Origin of the sequence: Weizmannia sp. FSL W8-0401 (genome assembly GCF_038009125.1) — a bacterium.
Taxonomy (GTDB): Bacteria; Bacillota; Bacilli; order Bacillales; family Bacillaceae_C; genus Weizmannia; species Weizmannia coagulans.
In genome coordinates this window covers 945,209-970,902 of record NZ_JBBPAG010000001.1, presented here as the reverse complement: position 1 = coordinate 970,902, position 25,694 = coordinate 945,209, and the positions used below count along the sequence as shown (strand labels likewise).

Genomic DNA, 25,694 nt, shown 5'->3' with positions numbered 1-25,694 from the left:
AATTGTGCAAAACGAGGAAAATCGGTAAACTAAAGACAGAACTGATTGTGAGGGTGAAAACGATGGGCATTCAAATTTTTGCTGACAGTGCCAGCGACTTGCCGCTGTCTTTTTTCAAAGAAAACCATGTACACTTGATTCCGTTGACCGTTTATGTAGAGGACAAATCCTATGACGACCTAGTCGGCATTGACCCCAAAGAAGTGTTCCGTTTGATCCGTGCGGGGGTGGTTACAAAAACTTCGCAACCGTCACCGCAATATTTTGAAAAACTTTTTACCGATCTTGCCAAATCGGGGGACACCGGCATTTACCTGGCTTTTTCGTCCGAGCTGTCCGGAACGTACCAAACCGCGGCCATGATCGCCGAACAAGTGAAAGAAGCCTGTCCCGATCTTGATTTAACGGTACTCGATACGAAATGTGCTTCGATCGGTTACGGCCTCGTTGTAAAAGCAGCCGCCGATTTACGAAAAAACGGGGCAGGAAAAGAGGAAATCGTCCGTGATGCCGCATTCCGCAGCAAGCATATGGAGCATATTTTCACAGTCGCCGATCTTGATTTTCTTGCCAGAGGCGGCAGGCTATCGAAAACAAGCGCATTTTTCGGCGGCCTGCTGAATATTAAACCGATCCTCGATGTAGAAGACGGGAAGCTCATTCCGATTGAAAAAATCCGCGGGCGGAAAAAACTGCTGCACCGTATGCTCGATATCATGGAAGAACGCGGCACGGACCTTGAACACCAGCTGGTCGGCATCTGCCACGGCGATGATGAAGCGGCTGCGGAAGAAATGAAACAGCTGATTGAAGCGCGTTTCGGCACAAAACAATTTTTAATCAACACGATCGGCGCCGTGATCGGGTCGCACGCCGGGCCGGGCACATTATCCGTCTTTTTCCTGAATGAGCTGCCGTAACGCCTTCCAAATTTTTTTCCGGGCATACCGGTTAATAGAAATTTTGGACGGGTATAGACGAATGGTGATGGCCAGCCAATCCAAATTCCGGATTGCCGTTCCGTTTAAAAATTGAACGAGGAGTGGTAAAAGTGGCGAACGAACAAAATGCTTCCAAGAAAACTTTGCCCGCCCAGCACCAGAACAGGCAGCCCGGCACAGAAACGGAAATGAACCCGCAGCCGGAAATCTTGCATCCGACGACTCAAGCTATGTGACCGGGCAGGTCATCCACGTAAACGGCAGCACCGTGATCAACGGGTGACGCGCACCGGAAAGGCACAGCCCTTTCCGGTTTTCTTTTTGCTTAAAACAGAGCACACGGCACCGGGGCACGTGTTTCCGGCCCAAAGCCTGCCGGTTATCACAAATTCTTTTGCTTAAAACGGATGCAAAGTCCAAGGGGGTAACCGGGATGGTGCAGATGTTTACCGCCTAAACCAAAAGCTTCGGGCCCTGTTTTCTTTCTGCTTAAAAAGGTATGAAAACCCCTCCCCTTGTCAAAAACAAATAAGGAAATGATGCTCGGGAAGGAGGACCGCAAATGGACGGACAGTTCAGATTAAAAATCATGGAATGCCAGTCCCGCGCTTTTTTAACCGGTTCAATCGAGAAGCTGAATGAAGAATGGGTATTTTTTGATGATATATCTGATGAGGCATCGATGCTCGAGGAGTTTGTTGGCCAAAAAATTGAAATCTTCCATTCCGGGCGTTGGAAAAAAGGCATATTAACAGAAGATCAAACCGTCATGTCGGATGGGGAAATGCTTCTTCTTGAAGAAAAAGCAAGCTTGCGGATTCCGAAGCCGGTCAATTTTTCGCTTGAGATGCTGCTCGGAGAATGGGAGGACGGCCTGTTTCACCACTTCGTCTCTTTCTTAAACGGGGCAGGCTTTTCTATTTATGATTGTATCTACTGTCATAACGTATTGTCATGCCTCGTCAACCTGGAGAAAAAAGAAGGCGTGAATTTCATGCTGTTTGATAACGGGGAGGCCATTTTATCTGTCCACCACCATTTCCGGCTGGGCGAAACGGCGGACGAATGGTTCGATTGCACATGGAGTGACGGAAGGCGTATGCTTTTGAAAAAAATGTAAAAAGGAAGGCAAGACAACCCTTGCCTCCCATTTACATTCTAATAAAAAGGATGCCATCCCATCGGCAGGCGCAGCCCGAGATACAGGACGGCGGCGAAAAAGAGGATCAGCAAAACCCAGAGCATCCCCGTCCTTTTTCTTTTAGCAAGCCGCAGCGTAATCATTTCCATCATCCCGATCACGAGAATCCCGCCGAGCAGTTTAAGGCCGTACAGGGCAGGATCGAGGCGCTGGTTATGGAAAAAGAGCAGCGCACCTGTGACGATGACGAGTATGTAAAACAGCCTTAAAACCATCTGGACCGTTTTAAACGCCTTTTCTCTTCCTGCGCGATGGAGGAACAAGGCCAAAATAAACAAAAGGATCGCAATGACCCATGTTGTGACATGCGCATCTGTGCGGGTTAACATCGTTCGATCTTCTCCTTTGCTTCTTTATCTGTCTTATACCCATCTTACTTTATTTGATGGTGTTTCGCAAAGTCCCCACCTTTTCAACCGTAATTTCAACCTCATCACCCGGATTCAAGAAACGCGGCGGATGAAACCCGTTGCCAACGCCGGCTGGGGTGCCCGTTGCAATGATATCCCCGGGTAAAAGCGTCATCCCTTTCGACAATTCGGACAGGATCTCCTCAACTGGGAAAATAAAGGAGGATGTATTGGACTGCTGGCGGACTTCCCCGTTAACTTTTGTCACGATATCAAGCGCATTCGGAGTTTCAATTTCGGAACGGTCGACAATCCACGGGCCAACCGGGCAGGATCCGTCCAGGCTTTTCCCGATAAAATATTGTTTATGCTTCCGTTGAAGATCCCTCGCTGTGATATCGTTTAAAATGGTATATCCGAACACATGGGAAAGGGCATTTTCTTTTGCAATCTGCTTCCCTTCCCTCCCGATCACGACTGCCAGCTCCCCTTCGTAATCCAATTCGCGGGTAACCGCCCGGTGCGAATCAACCGGCGCTTCATGTGCATTGACAGTTGTCGTCGCTTTTGTAAACACGATAATATGTTCAGGAATATCTTCCGCGCTCCCCATTTCAATCGCATGTTCCCGGTAATTTTTGCCGACACACAACATGTTTCTCACCGGGTCCGGAATCGGGGGAAGATAGGAAACCTCGCGAAGCGGAACGAGTGCGCCTTCAAGGGTTGCTTCCGGTTTTTTCAATTCTTCCCGGACACGGCCGGTAAACGCCTCGCCCGCCCGGATGCCTTCAAGCAAAGATGGCGGAAAATCATTATCCAAAGCCCGTAAATTTAAAATCGTTGTTTCATTATAAAGCACACCGTATTGTACCTGGTCTTGCCAAACAAAGCTCATGAATTTCATCGTATACACCTCATCCTTTTTTGTCATTTCGATAACTGAGTTGCCGCCAGCCCCATTCAAGCGGCCCGTAGCGGAAGCGATGCAGCCAAATGTCGGAAACCAGCACTTGAATAAGAAAAAACAAAACAACAAGCAATACCCCGCTTGGCACAGACAACTTTCCGTAAAGCCCGAGTCCATAAGCGTAAAAGATCAAAGAGCCTAAACCAGACTGGCTGATGTAATTGGAAAGCGGCATCCTCCCGGCCATTGCAACCGGCCTGAGAAAATCCGCCAGCCGGTGCTTCACACAGAGCTCAACGAGTGCAACATAAGCACCGCTTAAAACGGCGCCGCCGATCGTCTCCCGGATATACAGAAAAGGCAGGATGGGGGCGGCAATAAGCGGCAACAGTTTGCAAAACAGGCCAAAAACAAAGCAGCAGCAAAAAAACAGCAGCCATTTTTTTGCCGGAATCCTCCCCTTTGTAAGCCAGCCTTCCCTGCAAACGCCCGCCCCCGCCATCATCAGCGGAAAAACTGACAGAAAAGCATGCCATGTGCCGGGAGGGCCGTATACCGCATACCAGTCCAGCCACCTTCTTTTCGTAATGTCCATAAAGCTCCCGTTTGCATACACCTGCAATGAAGCGGCGGCATTGCGCCAGTCGGTATACAGGAGTGAAGCGTCCGGCGACCGGATGGCCATCACCATCAGATAAAAGCTTATGAGTAAATGCGGGATAAAAAAGAGGGCAGCCCCGCCAAAAATCAAAGTTTTCCCTCCCTGTTTCAGAAAGGGCAAAAGCATCATGCCAAAGACCGCATAAGCCGCTAAAATGTCCCCCGGCCAGATGAACCATGCATGGGCAAGGCCGAGAACGAGCAAAACGGTAAGGCGCCGGAAAAGAAACTTATAAACCTCGACCCCTGCCCTTTCCGCCCGCTGTTTCTGCACCATCAGCCCATATCCGAAAAGAAACGCAAAAACGGGATAAAAACTGGACTGGAAAAATACCTCAATCCATGTCACGATTGCCCGATCCTCCGCTTTGAACCAGTCATACGGATTTATATAAAGATAAGGGGACAGAAAAGAAAGCATATTTACCATAAGAATGCCAAAAAGGGAAAATCCCCTCAATATGTCAATTGCAGAATTCCGCCGTTTTTCATGGATTGGCGCCCATTCAGCCATTGCAACGCTCCTTTTTTGTTTTTGCCCGTTAGGCGGATGAATCACCCTTTTTTCGTTTTTTTCATACAATGAAGCATGAAAAAGTCAATTGCCACTGACCAAGGAAGGATGTGCGCGCCATGCCCGGTTTTGTCGGCGCCGTCCAAATTATCAGTATCGGATCAAGCGGCGTCTTTAATGTCGGTGACGTATTCCTGATTCAGCCGGTTGCCAGTTCCAAAACGTTTGCCGGGGCGGGGTCCTTTAACACGGGTGAAAACCTGTCCATTACAAACTGCCAGTCAAATACAAATACGTATGATTTTGATGCCATTGACCAGGGAAACTATTTTAATTTGTAACGGGTGAAAACATATGAATCTCTACGTGCAGCAAAGCATCCACATCCGCATGATCAAGATCGGCGGCATTACAAATTCTTCCGTCTTTCAAATCGGCACGTCCGGCATCATCAAGCCGGCAGCTTATTTGTATAATACCGGGAATTTTTCCGCGCCGGCTCCTTCTGCCGCTGCAGACCAGCCTTATAATCCGAATGTGACAGTTTCCATGCAGTCCGGCGCTGCCGCTTCAAGCTCAAGATAGAAAGCGCGGTCCCGGTTTTCCCGACGTTATGCTGAAACCGGTATTTCTTTCCGGCCACATTTAGACGGCAGCAACTTCAGGTATGTACACGTGTGCTGAACCTGCATGTTCTTTCCGGACCCTGCGTTAGGTTCAGCATTGACGCTGCACACCGATGCTTTGCTTTAAGCTCAGGTTTCGTTCCGATCCAAGCCGGCGGTCACTGTCGGGCTTTAAGCCAGAAGGGGGTTTTTGAATGCCAGACCTTTTTGCCGAACTCCGGCAGCTTTACCAATACTTTCAACACCATGAAGCGAAGTTGGCGAAAATGGAAAAGACGCTTGCCTCCCTCATGGAGGAGATTGAGCAGCTGAAAGCAAGGCCGCCTGTCCGGGTGGACCGGATCGAATATGCATTTGACCAGCTGAAAATCGAAACACTGGATGGCACCTTGAATATCGGCATTAATCCGTCTGACCTGTCCAGCATAGAGGATGCCGCCATCCCCCAAACGCAGGGCATCCCCCATGCCAACAATGAACACCGTGCTGCTTTAAAACAGGCGCTTACCGAAAAACTGGTGGAATATTTGGAAAAAGAACTCCCAACAACGATCACCGACAATGAGCGGCAATTCAAAGTCCGTCTAAATCAAGAATATCATAATTTTATAAAAAATGACTTAAAAAACCAACTTCCGCAGCGCATTGATTATTATATCAACCAGATCAATCCGACCGGGCCCGTTGAAGGCGAATGGTTTGACAAATTGCTCGGGCAAATCAAGGCGGATATGGCGCATGCCGTACAAGTGTTTATTTCCCATCTGCCGCCGCAAATGAACGGAGGTGCCAGCGATGGAACTGAACGTCACAAACCGTGAAATCTGTGTGGATTATGTCCAAATTATCGGAATTTCAAGTGCCTCGGTTTTCCTCATTGGCGATACGGAAACGATTCAGCAGGGAGCGGCCTTTGATACGCCGCCGGAATCCCTGATTATCAGCCCGTACGTGCCGTTTGTGCCGAGGGGATAGCAGAATGCAAAGAAACTCCTTTGTGGATACGCTCCGGGTCAAAACCGTCATATTTGGATCGAACGTTATTGTTGGAGACTCCGAGCGGATCCAGATGTCTGCCACCGTCCTTGCGATCCAGCGCCAGCAGGAATTGTACTACGGATTTGAAGCGCCGTTTCAAACTTTTCCCATTTTCAGCCTGGCCGTTCCGATTCCGCCGGTAACAGAACAAATCCGGTTTCAGGTTTACCAAGAAAATCCGGTCATAAAAGTTTCGAATGTAGATATCATCGGGATGTCGACTTCAACCGTCATGCAAATCGGAAGCACTAAATCAATCGCCCTTGAATCAAGGGTCCACCATACCCGTCAGCTAGACCCAAATATTCTGAAGCTTGGCGGCCGAGTTCTCCCGCGCACCGTTGCCGTCAGCCAGGAAAGCAATGTTATGCCAGATTAATCCGGAAAGCAGGTGATCAAAATGCCGGCCATTGTAGGCCCGTTACAAATCTATAATGTTGGAAGCGGCATTGTCCATTTTGGAGACACAGCTGTTATCTCACCGAAAACAAGTTCAAAAACATCTACCGGCTCCGGTTCTCTTTCCACTTCCGCATTTGTCATTACAAACAACGCGCTCAGTGCAAACAATACGGCTAACGGCAGTGTTGTCGACCAGCCATCTGCAGGAAACCATTAAGAAGGCGGAAAGGGCAGGCAAATTTGCCGCTGCTTCGTTGCCTTTATATGTTGCATTAGCGATAGCAAAAATGGGTCCCCCTTAAAGGGGGGCCCATTCTTGATTAAATTTGAAGAAGATGCCCGCCATCAAAGAAATACAAGTATTGTTCTTTTACCTTTTTCTTTAAAATGGTTTCCAGCGCCCTTGAGTAAAGGGCAAGCTGGACTTCATAACGTTTGCGCAGGACAGGCTCTGCTTCTTCAAATCCGCCTTTAAACCTGCCGTGGATATTGTCTGTCTTAAAATCGAGCAATACGAGGCCGTCTTTTTCCTCTGCCACGCAATCAAATATGCCCTGGATAAGGACATGTTCTTCCGCAAGGGATGGATCTCGGTAAATTTCCGCAGCGGGAACGGATAAACTGAACGGCATTTCCCGCATCACCCGGCCGGCTGCAAGGACACGGCGGCCAATATCCGTTTCAAAAAAGCGGACAAGCTGTTCAGCCGCAATGGCATCCGCCTGTTCTTCCGTGAGCAGCTCCTGTTTCACCATCTCTTCAACCAGTGCTTCAACGGAAGCATAAGTCGGCGGCGCATCAAACGGGATATGCTGCATCACCATATGCATCGCTGTCCCGCGTTCGGCCGGCGTGGTCGATTTTTCCTGCATAAAACGGGGGCGGTCAAAGATATGTTTTTCCGCATTCGGAATAAACCGGGTGTCATTCGTTTCATCATGCTCTTCATGCATCCGTTTCAATTCCGATACCGATTGTTTGGCACGCCGGAATGTTGCCGGCTCATTGCGGTACCGGAAACTTAAGCGCCCGAAAACTTGCGCTTTATATGCGGACTCCGCCGCAACCGGGAGGCCGGCTTTCACTTGATGCTGCCAGTCTGCTTCCCCAACTTGTTCTGGTTCCGGCATATCGGCAAACTGTTCTTTCGGCAAAACGGCGATCTGCCATTTGGACGGATCATCCAGCACCACCCGGCCGGCATCCCCGAAAAGCGCTGTTCCGTCCGCATGCCTGCTAAGCGAAGGGATGATCCAGTCCAAATAAGTGCCGGCCGCTGCGCGCAGATGGTCTGGCATCAGCCAGCCTTCCTGCCGCCTCGTTTTCCCCCATTTTTCCAGGCGCTTGCCCAGATTTTTCACCGTCCCGACCAAATACAGTTTTTCTTTTGCCCTTGTGAGCGCGACATACAAGACGCGCATTTCTTCAGCCAGCATTTCCAGCTTTTTCTTTCTTTTAAAGGCAAGCTGCGGCAAGGACGGGTATGTGATCCGTTTTTCCGGATGAATGTACTTTGAGGCGAACCCGAAATCTTTATCAAGAAGAAATGCCTGGCTGATATCGCGCATATTAAATTTCCTGTTGAGGCCTGCCACGAACACGACCGGGAACTCGAGCCCTTTGCTTGCATGGATGGTCATCAGGCGGACAACATCTTCCTGTTCACTCAATGCCCTCGCTGTTCCGAGGTCATCCCCGCGCTCCTGCATGCGTTCGATAAAACGCAAAAACCGGAACAGCCCCCTGAAAGACGTTTCTTCATATTGCCGGGCCCGGTCATACAAAGCCCGCAAATTGGCCTGCCGCTGCTTTCCTCCGGGCAGTCCGCCGGCAAAATCATAAAACTGCGTATCCCGGTACAGCTGCCAAATGAGGGAGGACAAATCCCCCTGCCTTGCAATAGACCGCCACACCGACAATTTTTCCATGAATCTGGACACTTTCTCATGCGCTTCTTCTTCCTCAGGATCCGGCCGGTCTGCTATAAATTTTTTCACCGCTTCATAATACGGACCCCGCTTTTCATGGATGCGGATAAGGGCAAGCGCTTCTTCATCGAGCCCGACAATCGGGGAACGGAGCACGACTGCAAGCGGAATGTCCTGATACGGGTTGTCAATTACTTTTAATAAAGAAAGCATGATGGATACTTCCGTCGCGTCAAAATAACCGGTTGAAAGTTCCGTGTACAACGGGATGCCCGCCTGTTTCAACTCTTCCATTATGGTCGGCGCCCATGCCATGGAACGCATCAGGATAACGATATCTTTGTACCGGATCGGGCGGGATGTGCCGGTTTTCGGATTGTAAACCTGTTCTTCGCCGATCAGTTTTTTTATTTCACGGGCAAGGTAACGGGCTTCAAGCTGGGATTGTTCCAATTCGGCCCGGTCCAGCGTTTCTTCATCCGGTGCGTCTTCCTCCTCGATGGCTTCATCGGCCTGGTCAATCAATGCCACTTTGACCGGATGATCCCCTTCCGGATAAGATGCGCCTGCCACAAGTGCAGCCTGGCCGTCATAGACAATCTCGCCCACCTTTAGGCCCATGATTTGTTTAAAAATAAAATTCGTGCCGTCGAGAATTTCTTTGCGGCTGCGGAAGTTTTTCGACAAGTCGATTCTGAGGCCTGCATCCCGGCCTTCCGGATCAAAATCCCGGTACTTTTTTAAAAACAGGTTCGGCTCAGCAAGCCGGAACCGGTAGATGCTTTGTTTTACGTCTCCGACCATAAACCGGTTGCCGTCAAATCCCGCCCCTTTTGCCACAAGATTCATGATCGTTTCCTGCACCATATTACAATCCTGATATTCGTCAATCAGCACTTCTTTAAATTGCTGCCGGTAAGCTTTGGCCGCTTCTGATGGGATGAGGGCGCCGTCTTCATTTTTTTTAGCAAGAATGTCCAGGCAAAAATGCTCCAAGTCCGAAAAATCGACGATCCCTTTTTCTGCTTTTACCGCGCCGTATGCGTCCGCAAATTTTTTCACGAGCGTTCTAAGTTCCGCAATCACCGGCCGCATTTCCTGCATGTCTTTCAGGAAAGACGCCGGCTTCCTTGAGAAAAAGTCTTTTTTTAAACCTTCAAGTGTTTTCTTTGCAGATTTCCGCAAATCATCGGCCGCTTTAACGAGTTCCTCTTCATATGCCTCCCCTTTGCACGCTTTGGCGCGTGTAAAGTGCCATGCATTCATTTCTTCATAAAGCCCCTGCCAGGGACCGTGAATGGCCGCAAGCAATCTGTCTGCAATTTTTATGTCATCTAGATAATTTTCCGCCCTTGGCGCAGGCCCGCCCGGCTCTAAAGCAAGCCCATACGCTTCCTCCAGCATGTCTTTTGCAGCCTGCAGCTGGAGGTGGATATCTTCTTTCACCGCTGCCATAAACGGAAGGCTGTCCACCTCTTCCACATCCCCGGCATCATACATTTCGACCATTTTATCAAGCCATGCAGACGGATCCGGATGGGAACGGGAAAAGTCGTAAAGCTTCCGGATCAGATGCTGGAGCTCGTCATCACTGCGGTCGTTTGAAAATGTATCCACTGTGCGGTAAAACAGGTCATTTCCCTCTTTCGCATACTCCGCTTCAAAGAGGTCATCCAGCACTTCATCGCGCAGAAGTTCGGCTTCTGTATCATCGGCGATCCTGAATCCGGGGTCGATGTCAATCAAATAATAATATTTTCGGATCACTTCAAGGCAGAAGGCGTGCAGCGTGGAAATCGGCGCTTTATTCAGCAGGCTCAGCTGTTTCCGCAAATGATGCGAATCCGGGCGGCTGCTGATCGCCTCCTCGATCGCTTTACCGATGCGGTGGCGCATTTCCGCAGCCGCGGCATTGGTAAAAGTGACAATGAGCAGTTCATCAATGTCGAGCGGATCGTGATCATCCAATATTTTTTGGATAATTCTTTCCACGAGCACGGCTGTTTTTCCTGAACCGGCAGCCGCCGCGACGAGGATGTCCTGCCCTTTTGCCATGACGGCTTTCCATTGGTCATCCGTCCAGACGGCATTCGCCGGTTTATCCGGAATGGCTGTTTTCATCTGTTCTGCGCTCCTTTCTCATTTTGGCGAGGATTTCTTCCGGTTTTTCCGGGTGAATGAGGCGGTAATTGTTCTCTTCCATCGACTGGTCAAACTGGCAGACTGAACGGAACGGGCAGAATGTGCACGCCGCCTGTTTTTTTATTTTATAAGGCGCGATATCCGTCGTGCCGGACAGGATCGCATTGCCGGCCTCTGTGTAAATGTTGCGCACATAGCTGCGGATCGCTTCAAAGTCTTCTTTGCTTGCCACTTCGGACCGGGCCGTTAATTGGCCGTCCTTTTTCAAACCTGCCGACACAATCGCACTGTTGCCGGATTCAAGCGACTGGTCCATCAATGTGATCACTTCCGGGCTGTCCAGCAACAGCCCCCGCATCCGGAAGTCTTTTAAAATTTCTTCTTCAATTTCTTCAGCCGTCAGCATTTTTTCCGCCGAAATCAGCGGATCATGAAGATGGAAATACAAAACGCCCGCCGGAATCGTTTCTTCACCTGTCAGCTGTTTCGAATACGTCATAATGAGATCCAGATAGGTGAGCATTTGCAGGTCAAGGCCGTAATACACATTTGTCAAATCAAGCTTGTGCGCGCTTGATTTGTAATCGATGATCCTGACGTACACACCGTTTTCGCTTTCTGCCTTGTCGACACGGTCAATCCGGCCCTGCAGCTCCATTTTCGCCCCGTTTTTCAATGTAAATGAAAGCGGCGGAAGCTCTTTTTTCGGCCCGAAAGCGAGTTCCATCGCGACCGGTTCAAAGCCGCTTCGTTTCGCATGGACGCTTAAAATATAAGAAGCCCTTCCGACAACCTGTTCCAGTTTCCTTTTAATATATTGGTAGCGTTTCGAACTGAGCAGGATTTGATGCTGCAATTTTGGGGCAAGGTCGTCCACTGCCGCTTTTGCAAGCTCCATGCTTTGCTGCTTTGTCATCTCTGACCACGGAATGCCTTCGCGCTGCAGGGTATCGGAAATCCATTTCAATGCGCCGTGGAAAAGATCCCCGATATTCGGCGCATCAAGGCGGAACACATCCCGTTCCCGCAGCCTCAGCCCGTATGTCGAAAAATGGGAAAACGGGCAGGCGAAAAACTGCTCCATTCTCGATACGCTGGCAAGGATATGGTCGCCGTACAGTTCCCGGCTCGTTTTTTCGGAGAGCTTCCGGGCTTTGTTTTGGTAAAACAAACTGGAAAAAGCATGGGCTGCCCGATTTTTCCATTCCGGGTTCTCCATATAAAAGTTATACGTATCCCACCAGAAGTCGGCCATGGGATACCCTCTTTTTTTCAGCTGCAGCTGCGAAGTGACAAAAGCAATAGCAGCCGCCGGATGGGAAATGTATGCGGCTTGCTGTTTCTCTTCCAGTTCCGCCGGGTCATTTACCCATAATCCGCCGCCGCGGGCCGGGAACATGTCCTCTATCCGGTTGATGAACGGGGACGGCAGCAATGCTTTCCCTTCCTCATCGGCAAGCGGAAAAGAGAGAACCAGTTTTTCAGACGGCGTCGTCAATGCCCGGTAGAAAATAAATTCTTCGTCCAGCAGGCGCCTTTTGCTGCCGGGCATGATTTCAAGCCCTTCCAGCCGCAAATATTCACGCTCTTCATCATTTAAAACGCCATCTTCGGAAATTTTCGCCGGCATGATCCCGTCATTGGCCCCGATAATAAACGCCAGTTTGACATCGGACAGCCGGGACTGTTCCAGATTCGCCACGAGCACCTGGTCCAAAGCCGGTGGAACAATGGAAAATTTTAATGACTCAAGCCCGGTTTCCATAATGGCAGAGAATTTCCCAACATCAGCAGGTCCATCGCCAAGGATTTCAACATACTGGTCCAAAACGCCCATGACTTCATCCCATGCCTGGTCGTGTTCCCTGGCAGCAACAAGATCCCCCGCTTCTTCCTTTTCAAGCCGGAGCGCTTCCAGTTTTTCCGGAATCTCCAATTCTTCGAGATAAAGATACAACGCTTCGCAAAGCGCTTTTCCGGTGCGGGCGCGCTTCAAACGCCGCGACAGGCGCAAAATCGGCGCTGTGACCAGAAGCCTGAGTTCATTCAGTTCCTGTTCGATTTTTCTTTCCTCATCCGTTTGCGGAAGGTTTTCCAGTTCGAGGCCTCGGATCCGCCTATATTCCCATCTTTTTCTGCTCGTCCAGCGTTCTCCCTGGATGCCGTAAGCCAGGCAATAGTTTTCAAGCCGGTCCATTTTTTCACGCAACGTGCGGGCATCTCCAGGCGGAAACAGCAATTCTGTTTTGATGGCACGGAAAACCGGTTCATAACGCCAGTTGCCGCGGATGATTTCCAAAGTCGAACGGATCAGTTCAATGAGCGGATGGTTCAGCATCGGCCGTTTTCTGTCGATAAAATACGGCACATCATAATCGTAAAAAACCGTTTCGATTAAATCCTGATAGGCCTCCCCGTTGCGGACAAGGATGGCAATATCACGGTAACGGCAGCTGCCTTCCATGACGGCTTCACGGATAGAACGGGCAACGCCTTCGATTTCCGCCCGCCGGTTGTTCGCCTGCCAGATCTCGATGCTGCTTTCCCCCGGAAAAGAAGGAAACGGCAGTTCTTCAAACCGGGACTGCAAAAAGCGCAAACTTTCATGCCTGAAACGGGCCGGTTCATACAGCGCCACGTCTTCTTCCGTTTCAATTTGAAAGGCGCGCGCCAGTTCATAGATATGTGCATAGGCTTCTCCCGGCATCCGGAACAAGTATAAATCATCCGGCTGCCTCCCGCGGAAAGCCCGGTCCGTTGTGAGCGCAACCGTAACGCGGCGGCATTTTTTCAAGAGTTCCCCGATCACCAGGTATTCCTGCGGGTTAAAAGTATGGAACCCGTCTATATAAATTTCCGCATCTTGGAGATAGCGCGATTTTTCAATGGCAGAAGCAAGCAGCCTTAAGTAATCTTCTGAATCAATGTATTTGCCTTCCAGCTTTTGCTCATATGCCTGATATACGCGTTCCAAATCGTGCAGCTTGTCGGAAAGCACTCTTCCCCCGTCCGCTTCCCCGATTGAGGCGCGTTTTTCCTGAAGCTGTGCGGGCGAGACGCAAAACCGTTTGAACTCAGTCAGAATGCGTTCGACATTGTCAATAAAGCCCGTCTTATCCGCCGCCCGCGTGAAAACCGACAGTTCTTCTTTTTGGTCTTCCAAAATTTTCCGAATGAGCATATTTAATCCGCTGCTCGATACATGGGTACGGCTGATCCCGCCGACTTCCTGCAATATTTTCCAGGCAAGGCGCGTAAAACTGTACACCTGGGCACGGATCATCCCGCCCAGTTCAGGTTCATGCGCAAGCCGTGTTTCCGATAAAAAAGTCATTTGCTCCGGAACAAGGTAAATGAGCGGTGCCCCGCCCGGATCGCCAAGCAGTTTCTGCCTGATTTCACGTTGGATGAAAGTTGTCTTTCCTGTCCCGGGGCGCCCGGTAATAAATCGAAGGGACAATTGGTTCACTTCCTTTTGATGAGCTCATTGGCCCCCATATCCGGAAAGATGCCGGACAAGGAACATTTGTTCTTTTATTGTAACGGATATTGTGCTATGAATCAAGCATTTTTGCCTAAAAAATATGCTTCCTGTTTTTTTCTGCCGGGGGATGCCCGCTTCCACGTAAAACACTGCCTGTTCCCGCCCCCGGAAAAATCCTTCCTATCCAATCCGGATGCCCTTCCCGTCCGGACGGGGCCGCGAACCGCCATCAGGGCGCGCTCCTGCTTCCAGACGTATAATGCCGAAAAAAAAGCACTGCCTGTTCCGGGAAACGTCCCGCAAAATGCAGTGCTTTTACACCTCTTAATCCCCGTCAAACAAATTAAACAAGCCTTTTGCCATGCTGCCTTCATCTTTCGAACCGCCCGCTGCCGGCATTGCGGCAAATACGCGGCTAGCCAGGCGGCTGAATGGCAGCGACTGCACCCAGACCGACCCCGGCCCGCGCAAAGTGGCAAAGAACAGGCCCTCTCCCCCAAAAAGGGCTGTTTTGATCCCTTTGACAAATTCAATGTCATAATCTACCGTCTTTGACATGGCGACAAGACAGCCTGTATCCACCCTCAATATTTCGCCGGGTGCGAGCTCGCGTTTCTGGATCGTGCCGCCAGCGTGGATAAAGGCAAAGCCGTCTCCCTCAAGCTTCTGCATGATAAACCCTTCCCCGCCGAAAAATCCGGTTCCGAGTTTCCGCTGAAATTCAATGCCGACTGAGACCCCTTTTGCCGCTGCCAAAAATGCATCTTTCTGGCAAATGATTTTCCCGCCCAGTTCGCTTAAATCAATCGGCACAATCTTGCCCGGATACGGCGCTGCAAACGCTGCATGCTTTTTATCACGGGCTTCGTTTGTAAAGGCGGTCATAAACAGGCTCTCACCGGTGATCAGCCGTTTTCCTGCAGAGAACAGTTTTCCCATAATGCCGCCGCCCTGGCCGCCCGAGCCGTCGCCAAAAATCGTTTCCATCCGGATGCCGTCTTCCATCATCATCAAGCTGCCGGCCTCGGCAATGACGGTCTCCTGCGGGTCGAGTTCTACTTCAACAAACTGCATGTCGTCCCCGACCAGTTTAAAATCAATATCGTGGTTGTTCATTTCCCTACCTCCTCAAAATGCACTCCCCCTGTATACGGACTTGCAGTTCGCAATGTTTCATTTTTATTTCCCGTGCAGCGTTCGTTTTATTGGACGAAAAGGCAGGGACCCCCCTTCCCTGCCAGGCTTAAATCCAATACAGCCCGCTGTCTTCCATCGCCCTGTATCCCTGTTGTTTCAAGAATTGCATCCGGGAGCGTCGGATGTTGATTTCATATGCAACCTGCAAAGCAGCCGCTTTATGGTACTGATTGATAAACGATCCATAGCTGATTGGCAACACGAGTGATTGATTGTTTGAAAAAACCACTTCAGTTTTTTTGCCTTCTGGGGTGTGGTCTTTAATATGCCCGGAGATCAGCCAAATACAATCCGGCTGGCTGGGCGATTTTGTTGGAAAAAGTATGGTAGCTGTATGGGGATCGACGAGGATCGGCGGCTTGTGCCGGACATGAATCAGGCTTTTTGTCGCATTTTTTCTTCCTTCGTAATCGCTTCCAAAGTATTTGCAGCTTTTTTTCACGATATTCAGGGGAAGTTCCGGCACAAATCGTTCCCGATCCACTTCCAATATTTTGGTCCCTTTTTCTCCCCCCTCCTGACAAGGAATCAGCGCAATCGTGTTTGGATGAATGTCCAATTGTCCATGTTGCATAATGCATTCCCCCATTTTATTTTTCTCATGATCCACTCTCTATTATAGTACAATCTTCCTACATTTCTAGTACTTTTTTTAAAAATATGCATTTTTTTCTTTGTTAATCGTTTCAGAAAAATTCAATTTTTACATTGCTTTTTATTGAAATGCTCTGTATAATAAAAAAAAGCGAAAAAGGTGATCATACATGGAAAACAAAAAATCTTTCTCTGACGTGCCGAAAGAAAGCCCGAAGTCCCGGATTCAGATGGAGAAATTTGTGGAACACATTTACACGGACATGTTGCTGAATGAGATCCTGCTGAACAAAAAAAGAGAAGAGTTATTAAGAAAAATTGACCATGTACTTGATCTCCGCGATGAGGAGCAGTTCATGCATTTAACGAACGAACTTAAAAAAATCAACCTGCAATTTGGATAAATACAGGCCATGCAAACAGGCCCGGCCCGTTTGCATGGCTTTTCTTTTGCATAAAAATGGCAGGTGCAGGGCGCGGCCAAAAGATTTTTGCCCGGAACAGGCCGCGCCTGCTGCACTTTCAGTATTCCTTATTCTTCCAGCATGCGGATCCGCTCCAGTATTGTCGGATGGTCATAGCGAAATATTTTGACGAGAAGCGGCGGATTGACTTCGCTTAAACCCGCTTTTGTTAAAATTTGGAACGTTTCAATGCCGGACTTTTTATCATGCGTCATCTGTACGGCATAACGGTCCGCCCGCATTTCCTGGTAGCGCGATGCCCAGTTGTCAAGCGGGCTCGACGCAAAGAGCAGAACCGAGGAAATAAGCAGAAATAAAGGCAGCGAGCTGATACTGGAAACCCCGGACATCCACCGCCCGCTTCCTTTCCAACGCCCAACCGCATTCATCCACCTGGCAACCAGCCACAGCCCGATGAGCATCATCAACATATAGCCCGCGATGCCGAAATATATATGTTTTTCCACATAATGCCCCATCTCGTGTGCCATCACGAATAAAATTTCTTTATCATCCATACGGTTGAGGGTCGTGTCCCAGAGCACGATTCTTGAGTTGGAGCCGATGCCGGTGACGTAAGCATTCAGGGCGTTTGTTTTTTCCGACATATTCACTTCGTACACATGGTCAGCGGGAATTTGCGCTTTTTCCGCAAGCGCCAGAATTTTCGCCTCCAGCGCCTTATCTTTTAACGGATAAAAATCGTTATACAGCGGGTCAATCACGACCGGCTGGATAAACATCATAAACACCGTAAAAGGAATGGAAAGCAGCCAGGCCGGGAGCCACCATTTCCGCCGGAATTTTTTCATCAGGGCGTACAATACTGCGACGACAGCAAACATGATGGCAAAATTCACCCAGAAATCGGTCAGTTCATCTTTCATCCATCCTGCAAAATTTTGGGCGGAAATGCCGTACGCTTTTGAAAAACGATGGGACAAATAATCGAACGGAAAGGTAAACAAAAAGGCTGCAAGCGAAAACCAAAAGAAATAAACCGCGGTTTGAATCAGGCGGATATGTGAAACTGCCGCCGCCCATTTTTCAAACATTTTGGAAATACCAAGCACAAGCACCAAAAAATAAAACAACCACTCATATGGCACGGACAGGAAAAAAAGCAGATTCCTGATTTTTGAGTATTCTTCGCTTAGAAACAATTGGCGGCCGCTCATAAAAGTAGCGGGATCTGCGGCTGTCCCTTTATATTGGGCGGGAAGAGCAGCATCGGCGTAATAAAACAAATACCAGTACATCAAAAGGCCGAACAAAACGTATGCCGCAATCGCCCGCAGCGCCCACTTCATCTTCACTCCACATGCACTCCTTCCTTGTCCTCTTCTATATATGTAGCCAAGGAAAAAGGCATTTAGAACAGCCAATACGGCTTTGCCTTAAAACAGAAAAGAATAAAAGCTCAACACCGCAATCGCCCCGAGCACGACAATGATGACATTCGCGCCGATGAACGCGAGGAGGATGGCCGTTCCCGCGCCGATTACCCCGAACAGCGGATCTTTTTGGATCAAAAACACTTTTGGAAAAATCAAGGCGCCTAAAATCGCGTACGGAACATTTTTTAAAATGCCTTCCAAAAAGGGCGGCAGCGTTTTGTTTTGCAAAAGGACGAGCGGCAGCATCCGCGGCAAAAACGTCACGATGCCCATGCCGATAATCACGAGGAGGATGGTGCTCATTTTTCTTTCACCCGCTTTTTCCGTTTGTATGTTTCCGCCATTTCGACCAAAACAGCCGACAACAAAGTGGATACGATGATGGACCAGCCTTCCTCCATGACGCCGTACCCGGTAAAAATGCTGTTGAACACTGCTGAAAGGGCGGCAAGGAAAAGGACTTTCACACTTTTTTTCAAAGACGGGACAAGGAGGCCAATAAACATCGCATATAAGGCAACCGTCATGCTTGCCTGCAAAAATTGCGGCAGATTGGCTCCGATTACATACCCGATCCCGGAGCTCACGACCCAGCTGGCATAAGCGATAAAAGTGACGCCAAATCCGTAGCCGAGCGGTATTTTTCCGTTCCGTGTGGCGAGCACCGAGAAAGTTTCATCCGTAATGCCGAACGCAAACAATCCGCGTTTCCATTTGCTTGGTTCTTCCACTTTTTGGCTCAAAGCGGCAGTCATGAGAAAATGGCGGATGTTGACGACAAAGGTGGTCAGGATAATGACAAACGGGCTTGTGCCGGCAGCAATCAAACTTAAACCCATATACTGGCTGGCGCCGGCATAAACAATCAGGCTCATCAGCACAGTCTCTATCAGCGTCAGGCCGGTTGTTTTAGACAACAGGCCGAATGTGAGGGCAATGGGAAAGTATCCGATCGCAATGCTTGCGCCTGCCTGCAGCCCGGGTTTAAAACTGCCTGTTTTTTCCTCCGCCATGGATGCTGCTTCCAACTTTTATCCCCCCAGCTTTGAAATGATTATCAATATTCTTATATTTTCCTATTATACGCCTTGTCTGTTTTTCTAACAAGATGCCAAAAATCTGGCTTTTCGTTCAGAAGGGCACTGAAAAAGTGTTGTTTATCAAGAAAGATGCAATAAAAAAACGGCGGGACACGATGGATGGTGGTGTCCCGCCGTTTCTTTCGGGCTTTCGAACGGCTTCCCGCTCCGAGAGCGGATTTTATCTGATTGGCTTTCAAGCGTTCTTTGCCGGTTACTGCCGGTTTTTTAAAGGGTTTTTGCAATCCCTGCTTCCATATTGCAATTTTTCTAGGAAACCATGCGCCCGGTTTTCTAATCTTTGGCTTTTCCGTATCCCGATTTTTTATAGCCGGGCCGATTGTTTTTGCAGCTGTTCTTTTAAAGACCTGCGCAAAATTTTTCCGGTTGTGTTTTTCGGAAGCTCATCCAGAAATTCAATTTCTTTCGGGACTTTGTATTTGGCAAGCCGTTCTTTGCAGTAATCGAGCAATTCCTGTTCCGTCAGATTTTTGTTTTTCGATACGACGTATACTTTCACGGCTTCCCCCTGATTTGGGTCAGGGATGCCCACTGCAGCTACCTCCACGACATCCGGATGGTCGTAAAGCACTTCTTCCACTTCGCGCGGATACACATTAAAACCGCCGACAATAACCATATCTTTCTTGCGGTCCACGATATAAAAGTAACCCTCTTCATCCATCTTCGCCATGTCGCCGGTATGCAGCCAGCCGTTCCGGATCGCAGCCGCCGTTTCTTCCGGCATTTTATAGTACCCTTTCATCACGTTCGGACCGCGTACTACGAGTTCGCCGACTTCGCCGACAGGCACCTCATTTCCAAGCTCATCCACGACTTTATTTTCAACATGGACAATATTGGTGCCGATCGATCCCGGTTTGCGCGGGCGGTCAAGCGGATTGAAGCAGGTAACCGGGGAGGCTTCCGACAATCCGTATCCTTCCGAAATGAGCACATTGAATTTTTTTTCAAAGTTTTTCAGAAGCGCAACCGGCATCGAAGCGCCGCCGGATATACACAGCCTGAGCGTGGCGAAGTCTTTCGGATCCCCGCCTTCATATTGGAACAAATAATTGTACATCGTCGGCACGCCGGCAAATATCGTTGCTTTGTACCGGCTTGCCACCCGGAACACTTCTTTCGGGCTGAACTTCGGCAATATGAGCAGCGTTGCCCCGCTGATGAGCGGCGCATTCACGGCAACCGTCAGGCAGAAAACGTGAAACATCGGCAACGCCGTAATGACCCGGTCATCCGCGCTCATTTTCAAATAGGAGCCGATATCGCTCGCATTCGAATATAAATTTTTATGTGTGAGCATCGCCCCCTTCGGCTTTCCGGTCGTTCCGGACGTATACAAAATAACCGCCGTATCCTCTTCAGAAAGCGGCACTTCATCGACGGACGGCGAACTTTCTGCCAGTATTTGTGAAAACGATTTCAATTTTGGGTGCGTATATTTGCCCGCTTTTGCCGGATCGGTTTCACAAATGATGTAATGCTCCACTTTCGGCAGCCGGGCATCGATCTTATCCACATACGGTGCAAATAAATCAAGCGCCACAACTGCTTTCACATCGCCGTTATCCAATATGTAGCGGATTTCCTCCGGCGTGTAAATCGGGTTGACCGGTATCGTGGTCACGCCGGCCCGCATCGCCCCGTACAAGGCAATAATAAATTGCGGTGAATTACCAAGCAGAAGAGCCATATGATCCCCTTTTTTGAGCCCGAGTTTTTTCAGCCCGTCCGCAAACTTTGAAACGGCCGTGTCAAGCTCCTTGTACGTAACAGGCTGGTCCATAAAAATATAAGCTGTTTTGTCCGCGTTTGTTTCCGCCGTCTTTTTTAAACTGGACGGTAAATTCAATTTCTCCCTCCCCTTTCTGAGTGAACAATCATTCATTCTACCCGTTTATTATATAAAAACAATTAAAATATTTCAATACAAATTTCCGGATTGCCGATTGGAACCCGGGAATTTGTGTGTTCTTAATAGATGAGGCTGATAAAGTCTTCTTTCGTTATGTTGCCAAAATAATGCCGGATATCTGTGCCTTCCAACGCTTTTTCAATGCCGGCGCGCTCATAACGGCAGCCGGCCAGCTTTTCTTCTATATCCTTTACTTCCCCGATGCCGAAAAAATCGCCGTAAATTTTGCAGTTTTCGATGATCCCTTTGTTCACTTCAAGGCGCACATCGACCGTTCCCGCCGGAAAACGCCGGGAATGGCGGAGATTGAATTTTGGCGATTTTCCATAGTTCCATTCCCATGTCTGGTACCGCTCTTTTGAAATTTGGCGGATTTTTTCCCAATCCTTTTCGGTCAGCTTATATTCCGGTATGTCCTTGCCGCCGAAAATGTTTTCCAAAAGCAATTGCCTGAATGCCGGCATGGAGATCGGGCGGTCGAGAAATTCGGAGATGTTGGCGACGCGGCTCCTCACTGACTTGATCCCTTTTGATTCGATTTTTTCTTTTTTGACCTTTAAAGCCTGTGCGACTTTATCAAGTTCTGAATTGAGCATCAGGGTGCCGTGGCTGAACATGCGCCCGTTTGTGGAAAACTGCGCGTTCCCCGAAATTTTCCGGTTGCCGACCTGAATGTCATTGCGCCCGCTCAATTCTGCGTTTACACCGAGTTTGCGCAATGCCTGCACAACCGGGTCGGTAAATTTGCGGAAATTGCTGAAGGACTCGCCGTCATCTTTTGTGATGAAACTGAAATTGATGTTGCCGAGATCATGGTACACCGCGCCACCGCCGGAAAGCCTGCGGACGACGATGACACCGTTTTTGTCCACGTAATCCGTGTTGATTTCTTCGATGGTGTTTTGGTTGCGGCCGATAATAATCGACGGCTGGTTTATGTAAAAAAGCAAATAAGTTTCATTGATATCGAGATTTTTCAAGGCATACTCTTCGATAGCAAGGTTGATGCGCGGGTCGGTAATGCCCTGGTTATCAATAAACAGCATAGTGCCGCCTCCTTTATGCAAAATGTAAAGCAATCCCTTTCATTTTCATTATAGAACAAGGGATGCCCGTGGGCAATCTTTGATCTTTTCTCTATTTTTCTAAAAAATTCACCATTTCGCATTGACATTCGAAAACTGTTATAATACAATTAAAAACATAATAAACAGTTATATAACAAAGGAGTCGTGAAAATGGTACAAAATATTTTAGACTTTTTCAAAAACCTGCCTGATAAATATTGCACAGAATGCGGCGAAAAAATCGATGAGCAGTCGGAATGCTACGGCAATACATGCCCGAACTGCCTGCACGTGAAAAGCCATGAATAGCAAAAAGGGCAGCGCAAGGCATGAAAAAACGCCTTCACGCTGCCCGGTTTTTTTTAACGGCTTTCCGAAAGAAGTCTCCCATCCTCAAGGAATGTGAAGGTGCGAATCGCACCAATGATTAGCGTTATCATAAGTAACAAAACTCTTGGAACAAGAGGGTTAGCTCGGTCAGTTTTCGTTGGCTAGTAAAAGCAACGATAAGTCGAGAAGCCCCCACTTCAATTAGACCGCAAGGTCAATAAGTGGTGGGTAGTTCACTTTACGGATAAATCGGTTTTAGGCATGACATGCATTTTTCGCGCTGTCACATGCACCTGAACCGTATATGTGCCGGGTTCTTTAATGACCGTTTTTGCGGTATAAATGCCGTGCTGATCATGCTTCGCTTCCAGCATCGAGCTGTTTTTATCCGAATTTTCCTTCCAGATTTCAAACTTCACTTCGTCTGCATCGTCTACTTTTTCTTTCCCTTGTGTGACCACCGCCTTTAACGGGATGTTTGTGCCGGCGTCAGCCGTTTTGGGAACGATGAGCTGTACTTTTACCAATTTCGCCGGTTTTACAGCCGCCGTCTCCTGTTTTCCGCATCCCGCAAAGAGCGAGGCGGCCATCAGGAACAAGCCCGCCAGGATCCACTTTCTCACCATTTCCACCCTCTTTTTTCTGTTTTGACCGTTTATACTGAAAATACATGTTATAATGATCATACAAAATACCGCTTACATCCGTAAAGGGGGGGCTGATTTGAAGAGAAAGATGGCACTTTTCGTGTTGTTCGCATTTTTGCTTCCAGCGCTTTCCTCCTGTGCGCCAAAGGGGGATCCAGTTGAACACTTTCAATTTACGGATCAGAACGGGAAATTTTTTAGCCTGAGCGATTTAAAGGGGAAAGTGTGGGTGGCCGACTTTATTTTTACGAGCTGTAAAACGGTGTGCCCCCCGATGACGTTGCATATGAGCGAATTGCAGGAGAAAATCAAAAAAGCAGGTTACAAAGATGTGGAGCTTGTATCTTTCAGCATCGACCCCGAAGTGGATACGCCACAAAAGCTGAAACAATTTGCCAACCAATTTCACAGCGATTTTTCCATGTGGCATTTCCTTACCGGCTATTCGCAGAAAAAAATCGAAAAGTTTGCGATGAAAAATTTTAAAAACCCGGTCGCTAAATCGGACGGAAATGACCAGGTTGTCCACGGCACGAGTTTTTATGTCGTCAATAAAAACGGCGAGCTTATAAAAGACTTTGACGGGAGCGCGGACTTTGATGCTGACAAAATCATGAAAGAAATCGAAAGACTGCGATAATCAAAAACGCCGGCTGGTGGCCGGCGCTTTTGATTATTTATACTGTACATATACAACATGCGTTTGCAAGTATTCCTCAAGCCCGTGTTTGCCGTCTGCGCCGCCGACGCCCGATTTTCTCCACCCGGCGTGGAATCCCTGGATTGCTTCAAAGCTTTCACGGTTCACATACGTTTCGCCAAATTTTAATTCATTGCTGGCACGCATCATCGTGTCTACATTGGAAGTGAAAATGGCGGAAGTCAGGCCGTATTGGCAGTCATTTGCCAGTTCAATCGCCTCATCAAGCGTTTTAAACGTGGCAATCGGGAGAACCGGCCCGAAAATTTCCTCGCGCATGATTTCCATTGTGTTATCGACATTGACAAGCACGGTCGGCTCATAATAGTAGCCTTTGTCCCTTTCGGCCTGGTTTTGAAGGCTCAAGCCTTAATGGACTTTCCCGTTTCTCCGCAAACAAATCCATAAGGAAAACAGCAAAAATCAAAGGAAAAATAAGAAGAGGGGGGAAGGAAACGAATTCTTTAAGCGGCAGCCACCAATTTGTTCTATTGTTCACATAGTTGTCCTTTTCCTTATGAACGGAAGAGCATTATAATAGGAGATGGAATAAAATTGGAATAGGGGAAATTTGCCCTGCTTTTTTTGGTTGATCATCAGATGACCGGATAACCATTTAAACATTTTAATGAGATCGAGGTAATGAGCATGAAAAAAGGAATTTTGTACATTGTTTTGTCTGCTGTATTTTTCAGCACGATGGAAATTGCCATAAAAATGGTTGCCGGTACGTTTCATCCGATCCAATTGAACCTGCTTCGCTTTTTTATTGGCGCGGTTATATTGTCGCCATTGGCGTTTCAGCATATGAAAAAATATCATTTTCACATGACAAAGGACAGTTTTTTATTTTTTGTTGTAACCGGCTTTTTATGTGTTGTGATCAGCATGACATTTTACCAATTGGCCATTGTTTATACAAAAGCTTCCACCGTTGCGATTTTGTTCAGTTGCAACCCGCTGTTTGTTATTCCGCTCGCTTATTTTCTTTTAAAAGAGCGTCTTTCGAAGCGGACGCTGGTTGCATTGGGCATCAGCCTAGCCGGAATTTTGTTTATCGTCAACCCGTTTGAAATCCAAAGCCCTTTCGGCATTATTGTTGCGCTTCTTTCGGCGGTTACGTTTGCGCTTTACAGTGTTGTCGGCAGAAAGGGCAGCCAGCAATTTAAATGCGACGGCGTCATTTTAACCTGCCTGAGCTTTTTTACCGGCAGTATGGAAATCCTTGCGCTTGTATTGCTTTCGAAAATTGGATTTGTTGCGGGCTGGCTGCGTTCCATAGGCCTCAGCGTATTTGCAAATGTGCCCGTGTTCCGCGGAATTGCATGGCATACGCTGCCAAGCCTGATTTATATCGGCATTTTTGTCACCGGGCTCGGGTTTGCGTTTTACTTCCTTGCCATGGATGTAACGAGCGCCTCAACGGCTTCGATGGTTTTCTTTATTAAGCCGGCGCTGGCACCGGTTTTGGCGCTCATTTTTCTCAGAGAAGCGATTACGCCGGCTGTTGCGGCCGGGATTATCCTGATCGTCGCAGGTTCGCTGATGACGTTGCTGCCGGCTGGAAGCAAACAGCCCGAACTCAGGGTCAGCCGGGCAAAAAACAGATAATCTTTTCATTTAAAAAGGCACAAGTGTGATCCGCACTTGTGCCTTTTTTGTTTTACTGGTTCAGCTGTTCCGCCGGGGTTGCCGGTGAAACGGCTGGTTTTTCCCCGCCCCGGACGGTCCCGAACCGTTCTTTTTCAATTTCTTCCAGCGTTTTTCCTTGTGTAGACGGCGCGAGAACGATTCCGATGATACAGTGGATGACAAGGAATACGATCATCACAATTCCCGCTACTTTAAAACTGAGCGTGTCCATAATGGTTGGAAGCAGAAAAGACCAGATGGCAATCCCGAACCGGACGAGGAAATAAATAAACCCCTGTGCGCCCGCGCGGTACCGCGTCGGGAACAATTCACTCGCCCACAAGCCGTAAAATGCCTGGGCGCCAAATCCGGCAGCGCTTCCCCAGAGAATGACAAAAGGGAGAACCAATTCATCCCTGTAAAAGTCAAAATAAGCCATGCGGCAAGCCGCTTGA

Annotated in this window: 27 protein-coding genes and 1 pseudogene; 13 read left to right on the top strand and 15 right to left on the bottom strand. The window is 48.6% G+C overall.

Annotation, left to right across the window (positions count from 1 at the left end; genetic code table 11):
• The first annotated feature begins 62 nt into the window (after positions 1-62).
• The 3 genes from NSU00_RS04455 (at position 63) to NSU00_RS04445 (ending at position 2,061) form a co-directional block, all read left to right on the top strand.
• The gene (locus NSU00_RS04455) at positions 63-920 is read left to right on the top strand and encodes a DegV family protein (RefSeq protein WP_019721805.1); all 858 of its coding nucleotides are present in this window, start codon (positions 63-65) and stop codon (positions 918-920) included.
• 131 nt (positions 921-1,051) lie between these two features.
• Positions 1,052-1,177 carry a hypothetical protein gene (locus NSU00_RS04450; protein ID WP_017553340.1) on the top strand — a complete coding sequence of 42 codons (126 nt, stop codon included), beginning with the start codon at positions 1,052-1,054 and terminating at the stop codon, positions 1,175-1,177.
• A gap of 326 nt (positions 1,178-1,503) precedes the next feature.
• Entirely contained in the window at positions 1,504-2,061 is a 558-nt protein-coding gene (locus NSU00_RS04445) for a DUF2777 domain-containing protein (RefSeq protein WP_328013542.1), read from the top strand.
• Positions 2,062-2,099: 38 nt separating this feature from the next.
• Here the strand turns inward: NSU00_RS04445 and NSU00_RS04440 are convergent, their stop codons facing one another.
• Genes NSU00_RS04440 through NSU00_RS04430 form a run of 3 tightly spaced genes read right to left on the bottom strand, consistent with a single transcriptional unit; the run spans position 2,100 to position 4,576 of the window.
• The gene (locus tag NSU00_RS04440; protein ID WP_019721802.1) at positions 2,100-2,471 is read right to left on the bottom strand and encodes a YisL family protein; all 372 of its coding nucleotides are present in this window, start codon (positions 2,469-2,471) and stop codon (positions 2,100-2,102) included.
• A 49-nt stretch (positions 2,472-2,520) separates the two neighbouring features.
• A complete protein-coding gene (locus NSU00_RS04435) occupies positions 2,521-3,399 on the bottom strand; it encodes a fumarylacetoacetate hydrolase family protein (RefSeq protein ID WP_340703484.1) in 879 nt (292 codons plus the stop codon).
• 10 nt (positions 3,400-3,409) lie between these two features.
• Positions 3,410-4,576 carry a DUF418 domain-containing protein gene (locus NSU00_RS04430; RefSeq protein WP_340703483.1) on the bottom strand — a complete coding sequence of 389 codons (1,167 nt, stop codon included), beginning with the start codon at positions 4,574-4,576 and terminating at the stop codon, positions 3,410-3,412.
• Positions 4,577-4,695: 119 nt separating this feature from the next.
• Here NSU00_RS04430 and NSU00_RS04425 point away from each other — a divergent pair, with 119 nt between their 5' ends.
• The 6 genes from NSU00_RS04425 (at position 4,696) to NSU00_RS04400 (ending at position 6,859) form a co-directional block, all read left to right on the top strand.
• Complete coding sequence (locus NSU00_RS04425) at positions 4,696-4,917, top strand: spore germination protein (protein ID WP_340703482.1); 222 nt, start codon at positions 4,696-4,698, stop codon at positions 4,915-4,917.
• Between the two features lie 13 nt (positions 4,918-4,930).
• Positions 4,931-5,161, top strand: a complete 231-nt coding sequence (locus NSU00_RS04420; RefSeq protein WP_340703481.1) for a spore germination protein GerPB — start codon at positions 4,931-4,933, stop codon at positions 5,159-5,161.
• Positions 5,162-5,396: 235 nt separating this feature from the next.
• Complete coding sequence (locus NSU00_RS04415) at positions 5,397-6,023, top strand: spore germination protein GerPC (protein WP_019721798.1); 627 nt, start codon at positions 5,397-5,399, stop codon at positions 6,021-6,023.
• The gene (locus NSU00_RS04410) at positions 5,998-6,177 is read left to right on the top strand and encodes a hypothetical protein (RefSeq protein WP_014095760.1); all 180 of its coding nucleotides are present in this window, start codon (positions 5,998-6,000) and stop codon (positions 6,175-6,177) included. Before NSU00_RS04415 ends, NSU00_RS04410 begins: the two co-directional genes overlap by 26 nt.
• Positions 6,178-6,181: 4 nt before the next feature.
• Complete coding sequence (locus tag NSU00_RS04405; RefSeq protein WP_017553334.1) at positions 6,182-6,619, top strand: spore germination protein GerPE; 438 nt, start codon at positions 6,182-6,184, stop codon at positions 6,617-6,619.
• A 21-nt stretch (positions 6,620-6,640) separates the two neighbouring features.
• On the top strand, positions 6,641-6,859 hold the full coding sequence (locus NSU00_RS04400; protein WP_013858756.1) for a spore germination protein: 219 nt from the start codon (positions 6,641-6,643) through the stop codon (positions 6,857-6,859).
• A gap of 103 nt (positions 6,860-6,962) precedes the next feature.
• Here NSU00_RS04400 and addA read toward each other — a convergent pair whose 3' ends face one another.
• The 4 genes from addA to NSU00_RS04380 form a co-directional block, all read right to left on the bottom strand.
• Entirely contained in the window at positions 6,963-10,691 is a 3,729-nt protein-coding gene (gene addA, locus NSU00_RS04395) for a helicase-exonuclease AddAB subunit AddA (protein WP_340703480.1), read from the bottom strand.
• Positions 10,669-14,172 carry a helicase-exonuclease AddAB subunit AddB gene (gene addB / locus NSU00_RS04390; protein WP_340702431.1) on the bottom strand — a complete coding sequence of 1,168 codons (3,504 nt, stop codon included), beginning with the start codon at positions 14,170-14,172 and terminating at the stop codon, positions 10,669-10,671. Before addB ends, addA begins: the two co-directional genes overlap by 23 nt.
• Before the next feature lie 348 nt (positions 14,173-14,520).
• Entirely contained in the window at positions 14,521-15,312 is a 792-nt protein-coding gene (locus NSU00_RS04385; protein WP_019721795.1) for a TIGR00266 family protein, read from the bottom strand.
• Positions 15,313-15,439: 127 nt separating this feature from the next.
• Positions 15,440-15,967, bottom strand: a complete 528-nt coding sequence (locus NSU00_RS04380; RefSeq protein WP_019721794.1) for a competence protein ComK — start codon at positions 15,965-15,967, stop codon at positions 15,440-15,442.
• A gap of 190 nt (positions 15,968-16,157) precedes the next feature.
• Between NSU00_RS04380 and NSU00_RS04375 the strand changes: the two genes are divergently transcribed.
• A complete protein-coding gene (locus NSU00_RS04375; protein ID WP_013858750.1) occupies positions 16,158-16,391 on the top strand; it encodes an IDEAL domain-containing protein in 234 nt (77 codons plus the stop codon).
• Between the two features lie 128 nt (positions 16,392-16,519).
• Here NSU00_RS04375 and NSU00_RS04370 read toward each other — a convergent pair whose 3' ends face one another.
• From NSU00_RS04370 to NSU00_RS04350, 5 genes are all read right to left on the bottom strand, one after another.
• Positions 16,520-17,767 (bottom strand): M48 family metallopeptidase, encoded by a 1,248-nt coding sequence (locus NSU00_RS04370; protein WP_340702430.1) that lies wholly within the window; start codon positions 17,765-17,767, stop codon positions 16,520-16,522.
• A gap of 81 nt (positions 17,768-17,848) precedes the next feature.
• Positions 17,849-18,151, bottom strand: a complete 303-nt coding sequence (locus NSU00_RS04365) for an AzlD domain-containing protein (RefSeq protein WP_014095768.1) — start codon at positions 18,149-18,151, stop codon at positions 17,849-17,851.
• Positions 18,148-18,876 carry an AzlC family ABC transporter permease gene (locus NSU00_RS04360; protein ID WP_445684487.1) on the bottom strand — a complete coding sequence of 243 codons (729 nt, stop codon included), beginning with the start codon at positions 18,874-18,876 and terminating at the stop codon, positions 18,148-18,150. Before NSU00_RS04360 ends, NSU00_RS04365 begins: the two co-directional genes overlap by 4 nt.
• 376 nt (positions 18,877-19,252) lie before the next feature.
• Positions 19,253-20,800 (bottom strand): fatty acid--CoA ligase family protein, encoded by a 1,548-nt coding sequence (locus NSU00_RS04355; RefSeq protein ID WP_340703479.1) that lies wholly within the window; start codon positions 20,798-20,800, stop codon positions 19,253-19,255.
• Between the two features lie 122 nt (positions 20,801-20,922).
• The gene (locus NSU00_RS04350; protein ID WP_013858745.1) at positions 20,923-21,909 is read right to left on the bottom strand and encodes a lipoate--protein ligase; all 987 of its coding nucleotides are present in this window, start codon (positions 21,907-21,909) and stop codon (positions 20,923-20,925) included.
• Between the two features lie 192 nt (positions 21,910-22,101).
• On the opposite strand from NSU00_RS04350, the gene yhfH reads away from it, so the two are divergent.
• Positions 22,102-22,239, top strand: a complete 138-nt coding sequence (yhfH, locus tag NSU00_RS04345; protein ID WP_014095772.1) for a protein YhfH — start codon at positions 22,102-22,104, stop codon at positions 22,237-22,239.
• 254 nt (positions 22,240-22,493) lie between these two features.
• On the opposite strand, the gene NSU00_RS04340 is transcribed toward yhfH, so the two are convergent.
• The gene (locus tag NSU00_RS04340; RefSeq protein ID WP_340703478.1) at positions 22,494-22,886 is read right to left on the bottom strand and encodes a FixH family protein; all 393 of its coding nucleotides are present in this window, start codon (positions 22,884-22,886) and stop codon (positions 22,494-22,496) included.
• Positions 22,887-22,983: 97 nt separating this feature from the next.
• Here NSU00_RS04340 and NSU00_RS04335 point away from each other — a divergent pair, with 97 nt between their 5' ends.
• Positions 22,984-23,547: an SCO family protein gene (locus NSU00_RS04335; RefSeq protein WP_340703477.1), complete on the top strand. Its 564-nt coding sequence runs from the start codon at positions 22,984-22,986 to the stop codon at positions 23,545-23,547.
• 33 nt (positions 23,548-23,580) lie between these two features.
• On the opposite strand, the pseudogene NSU00_RS04330 reads toward NSU00_RS04335, so the two are convergent.
• A pseudogene (locus NSU00_RS04330) lies at positions 23,581-23,946 on the bottom strand (aldehyde dehydrogenase family protein); the annotation flags it as partial.
• A 303-nt stretch (positions 23,947-24,249) separates the two neighbouring features.
• On the opposite strand from NSU00_RS04330, the gene NSU00_RS04325 reads away from it, so the two are divergent.
• On the top strand, positions 24,250-25,218 hold the full coding sequence (locus tag NSU00_RS04325; protein ID WP_340703476.1) for a DMT family transporter: 969 nt from the start codon (positions 24,250-24,252) through the stop codon (positions 25,216-25,218).
• 52 nt (positions 25,219-25,270) lie between these two features.
• Here NSU00_RS04325 and NSU00_RS04320 read toward each other — a convergent pair whose 3' ends face one another.
• Entirely contained in the window at positions 25,271-25,678 is a 408-nt protein-coding gene (locus NSU00_RS04320; RefSeq protein ID WP_265115528.1) for an MFS transporter, read from the bottom strand.
• Between the last annotated feature and the right edge of the window lie 16 nt (positions 25,679-25,694).

Coding starts and splice junctions, on each gene's coding strand:
- NSU00_RS04375 (WP_013858750.1), top strand. CDS start 16,158: ATGGAAAACAAAAAATCTTTCTCTGACGTGCCGAAAGAAAGCCCGAAG.
- NSU00_RS04380 (WP_019721794.1), bottom strand. CDS start 15,967: ATGCAACATGGACAATTGGACATTCATCCAAACACGATTGCGCTGATT.
- NSU00_RS04420 (WP_340703481.1), top strand. CDS start 4,931: ATGAATCTCTACGTGCAGCAAAGCATCCACATCCGCATGATCAAGATC.
- NSU00_RS04400 (WP_013858756.1), top strand. CDS start 6,641: ATGCCGGCCATTGTAGGCCCGTTACAAATCTATAATGTTGGAAGCGGC.
- NSU00_RS04440 (WP_019721802.1), bottom strand. CDS start 2,471: ATGTTAACCCGCACAGATGCGCATGTCACAACATGGGTCATTGCGATC.
- addA (WP_340703480.1), bottom strand. CDS start 10,691: ATGAAAACAGCCATTCCGGATAAACCGGCGAATGCCGTCTGGACGGAT.
- NSU00_RS04455 (WP_019721805.1), top strand. CDS start 63: ATGGGCATTCAAATTTTTGCTGACAGTGCCAGCGACTTGCCGCTGTCT.
- NSU00_RS04340 (WP_340703478.1), bottom strand. CDS start 22,886: ATGGTGAGAAAGTGGATCCTGGCGGGCTTGTTCCTGATGGCCGCCTCG.
- NSU00_RS04320 (WP_265115528.1), bottom strand. CDS start 25,678: ATGGCTTATTTTGACTTTTACAGGGATGAATTGGTTCTCCCTTTTGTC.
- NSU00_RS04350 (WP_013858745.1), bottom strand. CDS start 21,909: ATGCTGTTTATTGATAACCAGGGCATTACCGACCCGCGCATCAACCTT.
- NSU00_RS04365 (WP_014095768.1), bottom strand. CDS start 18,151: ATGAGCACCATCCTCCTCGTGATTATCGGCATGGGCATCGTGACGTTT.
- NSU00_RS04410 (WP_014095760.1), top strand. CDS start 5,998: ATGGAACTGAACGTCACAAACCGTGAAATCTGTGTGGATTATGTCCAA.
- NSU00_RS04405 (WP_017553334.1), top strand. CDS start 6,182: ATGCAAAGAAACTCCTTTGTGGATACGCTCCGGGTCAAAACCGTCATA.
- NSU00_RS04425 (WP_340703482.1), top strand. CDS start 4,696: ATGCCCGGTTTTGTCGGCGCCGTCCAAATTATCAGTATCGGATCAAGC.
- NSU00_RS04430 (WP_340703483.1), bottom strand. CDS start 4,576: ATGGCTGAATGGGCGCCAATCCATGAAAAACGGCGGAATTCTGCAATT.
- NSU00_RS04385 (WP_019721795.1), bottom strand. CDS start 15,312: ATGAACAACCACGATATTGATTTTAAACTGGTCGGGGACGACATGCAG.
- NSU00_RS04325 (WP_340703476.1), top strand. CDS start 24,250: ATGAGCATGAAAAAAGGAATTTTGTACATTGTTTTGTCTGCTGTATTT.
- yhfH (WP_014095772.1), top strand. CDS start 22,102: ATGGTACAAAATATTTTAGACTTTTTCAAAAACCTGCCTGATAAATAT.
- NSU00_RS04415 (WP_019721798.1), top strand. CDS start 5,397: ATGCCAGACCTTTTTGCCGAACTCCGGCAGCTTTACCAATACTTTCAA.
- NSU00_RS04445 (WP_328013542.1), top strand. CDS start 1,504: ATGGACGGACAGTTCAGATTAAAAATCATGGAATGCCAGTCCCGCGCT.
- NSU00_RS04435 (WP_340703484.1), bottom strand. CDS start 3,399: ATGAAATTCATGAGCTTTGTTTGGCAAGACCAGGTACAATACGGTGTG.